The organism is Desulfobacula sp. (assembly GCF_021107415.1).
In genome coordinates this window covers 1-5,322 of sequence record NZ_JAIOSW010000280.1, presented here as the reverse complement: position 1 = coordinate 5,322, position 5,322 = coordinate 1, and the positions used below count along the sequence as shown (strand labels likewise).

Annotated in this window: 4 protein-coding genes; 2 read left to right on the top strand and 2 right to left on the bottom strand. The window is 40.5% G+C overall.

Features of this window, described 5'->3' with window-relative positions; genetic code table 11:
* Positions 1–2,091, top strand: a 2,091-nt coding sequence (locus K8S13_RS14765) for a PAS domain S-box protein (RefSeq protein ID WP_291463618.1), incomplete at its 5' end; no start/stop codon positions are given.
* On the top strand, positions 2,051–3,472 hold the full coding sequence (locus K8S13_RS14760; protein ID WP_291463616.1) for a sigma-54 dependent transcriptional regulator: 1,422 nt from the start codon (positions 2,051–2,053) through the stop codon (positions 3,470–3,472). The genes K8S13_RS14765 and K8S13_RS14760, both read left to right, overlap by 41 nt.
* Before the next feature lie 120 nt (positions 3,473–3,592).
* Here K8S13_RS14760 and K8S13_RS14755 read toward each other — a convergent pair whose 3' ends face one another.
* A complete protein-coding gene (locus K8S13_RS14755) occupies positions 3,593–5,113 on the bottom strand; it encodes a sigma 54-interacting transcriptional regulator (RefSeq protein ID WP_291463615.1) in 1,521 nt (506 codons plus the stop codon).
* A 5-nt stretch (positions 5,114–5,118) separates the two neighbouring features.
* Positions 5,119–5,322, bottom strand: a 204-nt coding sequence (locus K8S13_RS14750) for an efflux RND transporter permease subunit (protein WP_291463613.1), incomplete at its 5' end; no start/stop codon positions are given.

Genomic DNA, 5,322 nt, shown 5'->3' with positions numbered 1-5,322 from the left:
CTTTTAAGATGGTCATTAAATAAACCTTTGAAATTACTGAACAGGATTGTTAAATCTTATGCTGTAAAAAAAGATATCTCCATTCATGAAAATATGCCGTATTTTGAATTCATGCCATTGATTGATACCTTGGAAGATATGGGAAATGAGATAAAATTTCGGATGTCTGAATTAAAAAAAGCAGAAAAAAAATATAGAAGCATATTTGAAAATGCAACTGAAGGAATTTTTCAATCAACCTTGAATGGAAAGGTTATAAATGCAAATCCTGCTTTTGCACAGATTCTTGGCTATAGGTTTCCAGAAGAGCTGATATCAAAAGTATATGACATTGGGCATCAGCATTATGTTCACCCTGACCAAAGAGATGAATTTTTAGAAATCCTGAAAAAAGATAAAGTAATTAAGTCCTATGAGGTACAATTTAGAAAAAAAAATAAAACCATTATCTGGGTTTCTTTAAATGCGCTCCCTATCTATGATTCCCATGGTGATCTTCGTCACATTGAAGGCCTGGTTCAGGATATAACAGAGAAAAAAAAAGCTGAGACAGAGCTTCAAAGACTGTCAACAGCCGTGGAACAGATTGCTGAAAATATTATCATTACAGATGCGGAAGGTAAAATAAAATATGTAAATCCTGCCTTTGAAAGAAGTACAGGATACAATCTAAAAGAAGTTTATAATAATAGTCATCGATTTTTTGGCGCAGATGAAACAGAGAAAAAAATCTATGATGAAGCGCTGTTAACCGTTGGAAATGATCAAGTCTGGACTGGAAGGATTACCAGCAGGAAAAAAAATAATGCATTGATCATTGAAGATACAATTGTTTCTCCCATAAAAAGTCCTTTGGGGCATTTTCTAGGATATGTTTCCATAAACCGCGATGTAACCTTAAAGGCAAAATTTGAGAACCAATTAAGACAATCCCAGAAAATGGAAGCCATCGGCACATTGGCCGGTGGGATAGCCCATGATTTTAACAATATCCTGGGTGTGATAATCGGTTGCAGTGAGCTTGCCATGAACAGCATATCAAAAAACCACAGGGCGATTAAAGATATTGAGCAGGTCTTGACTGCAGGCCTCCGGGCCAAGTCTCTGGTAAGCCAGATCCTTGCATTCAGCAGGCAGGAGGAAGGCAAAAAAATTCCTTTGAGTCTTTCTCCGTTTATTAAAGAAGTGGTAAAATTTTTAACAGCAACCCTTCCTAAAATAATAAAAATCCGGGTAACCCTCAATACTGAATCCGGAATCGTACTGGCTGATCCTATACAGATGCAGCAGATTCTAATGAATTTGTGTACAAACTCTTCCCAGGCAATTGGGAGAAACAGGGGAAGAATTGATATGGCACTCTCTAATATGGATTATCAAAAAGGCGATGATCTACCGCCGGAAATCCAACCAGGTTCCTATGTTCTTCTTGAAGTAAAGGATAATGGCTGTGGAATTTCCGAAGAGATCATGCATAAAATATTTGATCCGTTTTTCACCACCAAGGGTATTGGGGAAGGGACCGGTCTGGGCCTTTCAGTTATCCATGGTATCGTAAAAAAACATGGTGGAACAGTAACTGTTAAGAGCAGTGTCGGGGTCGGAACCGCTTTTTGCATTATTTTGCCAAGACTTGAGCATGCTGATATTGAAATCAATGTTGAGCCAAGCCTTGAACTTCCAGAAGGTAAAGAGAAAATCATGCTGGTGGATGATGAAACTGCCCTGCTGGATATACTGGAACGGATCTTGAGCAACCTTGGCTATGATGTCCACGCATATTCCAGTAGTCTTAAAGCTCTGGACGCTTTTAAACAGAACTCTAATTATTTTGATCTTATTGTTACTGACCAGCTCATGCCGGATATGACCGGGACGGATCTTATATCTGAAATTAAAAAATCCAACCAGAACATCCCCGTTATATTGTTTACAGGAATTCATGAAAAAAAAATTGATCAAAAGGATTATAAAAGTGTAAGGTTCAACCGAATACTAGTTAAACCCCTGAGAAATGCCGATCTTGTATTTGCCATAAGAAAGGAGCTTGATGATAATAGAAAGCAAAAAAGAGATAGCATCCGGTTATAAAATCCTGATTATTGATGATGATGAGGGAATGTCATACACTCTTGTTCGCATGGTGGAAGAAGCAGGGCACTCGGCTGATGTTGCTTTTAATTTAAAAAAAGGCCTGGAAAAGGCTGTATCGGGAAATTATGATGTGATATTTCTGGATGTACGACTACCTGATGGAAACGGATTGGATATCATTCCGGACCTCAGATCCATTGCCTTTCCGCCTGAAATTATAATCATTACAGCTTATGGGGAAAAAGGAGGTGCTGACCTTGCCTTAAAGAGCGGAGCCTGGGATTATCTGGACAAACCTTCAAACATTGGCACCATGGAGCTTTCCCTTACACGGGCACTTCAGTACAGAAGCCAGAAACAAGTTTTAAAAACGCCTTTGACTATAAATCGGACAGGAATCATAGGAAGCAACCCTAAACTTCTTATGTGTATAACCCTCATGGCCCATGCTGCGAAAAGCGATGCCAATGTTCTCATCGGTGGCGAGACAGGCACGGGCAAAGAGCTGTTTGCCAAGGCAATTCATTTAAACAGCATGCGCAATTCCAAGCCTTTTATTGTGGTTGACTGCACATCATTACCCCGGAATCTGGCTGAAAGCATCCTTTTTGGACATGTGAAAGGTGCTTTTACTGGAGCCGATAGTTCCCATGACGGCCTGGTAAAGCAGGCAGACCAGGGCACGCTCTTTCTGGATGAAATTGGAGAGCTCCCTAAAACACTTCAAAAAAAATTATTAAGGGTGTTACAGGAACGGCTTTTTCGTCCGGTGGGCGGCAAGACCGAAATAAAAAGCAATTTCAGACTGATTTCCGCCACAAACAAGGATCTTGAGGCAATGGTGGAATCCGAAAGCTTCAGGCAGGATCTTTTATTCAGATTAAGAACATTTGTTATTGAACTCCCTCCCATCAGAGGAAGGCATAAAGATATTAAAGACTTAGCCAGTCACTACACTGAAAAAATTTGCCGAAATTACCATTTTGATAAAAAAGAATTATCAGACGATTTTCTGGACACACTCTTTACATATAAATGGCCGGGAAATGTCCGGGAATTTGTCAGCTCCATGGAAAGCGCTGTGGCAATGGGCTCTCACAGCAGAACTCTTTTTTCAAAACACCTTCCCAATTATATCAGAATCCAGGCGTTGGGATCAGCAAATCGGGAATGTGATCAAGAAATAACATGTACCCCTACACAGAAAATGGTGACCTTAAAAGATTTTCGTCAGGCAGCACTTGCGCAAGCTGAAAAGGAATACCTTAAAAGTTTGATAAAAAATACGGTATGGAATGTTAAAACAGCATGCCGGACTTCAGGGCTTAGAAGAGCACGTCTCTATCAGTTGTTAAAAAAGTATGACATCAAAAAATAAATTTGATATCTGGCGAAGCACAATGTTTTGTGCTTCCGGTATCAATAAACCCCATGATTTCCAAATCCGGTGTTGGGAGTTCAGAATCTAAAAGAGAACGATCATGTTAACTCTCGATGGCTATCTGTAATCTTTATAATTGATATCATATTTTACCGCCTTATAAGAGAATTTTCTTACTGTAATCCCAATGAGTCCGGCCGCCTTATTAATATTTCCTCTGGTATTTTTCAAAGAATCCATCAGTATTTCTCTTTCCAGATGGGCCACAGCATTTTCAAGGGAGAGGGGCAGGGTTTTGGATTTGGTTCCTGTTTGAAGGGTGGCCGGAAGATGATAGCTGTGGATAGCCCCTTCATTACATAGGATGACCGCTCGTTCAATACAGTTTTCAAGCTCCCTTACATTTCCGGGCCAGTGATACTCCATCATCATGTCAATGGCAGGGGTCGTGATCCTTTTGATATTTTTATCCTGCTCTTTGCTATATTTTTCAAGAAAGTGATCGGCAAGCAGAATGATATCGGTTTTTCTCATTCTAAGGCTTGGAATATAAATGGGGAAGACATTCAGTCTGAAATAAAGATCATCCCTGAATTTGCCCTGTTGAACCATCTCTTCAAGGTTTGAGTTGGTGGCGGCAACAATTCTGACATCGGTTTTTATGGGCTTATATCCCCCTACTCTTTCAAATTCCTTTTCCTGTAGGACTCTTAACAGTTTTACCTGGGCGGCAAGGGTCATATTACCGATTTCATCTAAAAAGATGGTGCCTTGATTTGCCATTTCAAACTTGCCTTTTTTCTGGCGGGATGCACCGGTAAATGCTCCTTTTTCATGGCCGAATAATTCGCTTTCAATAAGGTTTTCCGGTATGGCGGCACAATTTATTTTGATAAAAGGTTTTTTATTTCTATCGCTGTTATAATGAATGGAATTGGCCACAAGCTCTTTTCCTGTACCGCTTTCTCCCCGAATCAGAACCGTTGCAAAAGAGGAAGATACCTGGGAGATCATTTGAAAGACTTCCCTCATTTTGTTGGAATTTCCAATGATATTGGTAAAGCTGTATCTGTTCTCAAGCTCTGATTTCAACCGGATATTTTCTGATTTTAACTGCTTTTTTTCAACCCGGATCGTTTCTATATTGATCACATGATGGGCCACCATGGCTGCCACAACCGATAAAAGTTTTTCTCCTTTTTCCAGGGATTTCTTGCCTTCAAAGGGTCTATCCGCGCTGATGGCACCGACAACCCGGTTGCCTTTTTTTATGGGGACGCAGATATAAGAATAATCCTGGCCCTGGGCAAGACCCCTTGAATGGGTTTTGTCCAGGAATAAGGGTTCTTCGCTGATCCGCGGAACCACAGCCGGTTCACCGCTTTGAATAACTTTGCCGATGATGCCTTCACCGGGAAGATACTTGATTTGACGGGTGGCATCTTCAGAAATACCATGGGCAATTTCAATCCGTATTTCACCGGTTTCAGAGTTGATCAGGAAAATAATGCCCCTGACCAGATTCAAGGATTCAGACAGAACACTTAATACTTTGAACAATGATTTTTTCATGTCCATGTGCTGATTCAGTGCTTCACTGATTTCATACAAAAGCGGGACTTCTTCAAAAGATTTCATTATAATTATTCCAAATAATTATTCATAGTTTTTTCAGGCTCAAACCCAATAATAAAAACGAGCAGGGACGGGATCACAAAAAGGGTAAAGACCGTTGACATGGCAATACCACCCAGCAGAATCGATCCCAGTCCCCGATACAGTTCACTGCCTGAACCGGTGGACAATACCATGGGCAGCATGGCCAAAAGGCTGGTTGTGGCACTCAT

What these genes read in the sequence shown, in the direction of transcription:
- K8S13_RS14755 (WP_291463615.1), bottom strand. Translation starts at nt 5,113, where the DNA reads ATGAAATCTTTTGAAGAAGTCCCGCTTTTGTATGAAATCAGTGAAGCA.
- K8S13_RS14760 (WP_291463616.1), top strand. Translation starts at nt 2,051, where the DNA reads ATGATAATAGAAAGCAAAAAAGAGATAGCATCCGGTTATAAAATCCTG.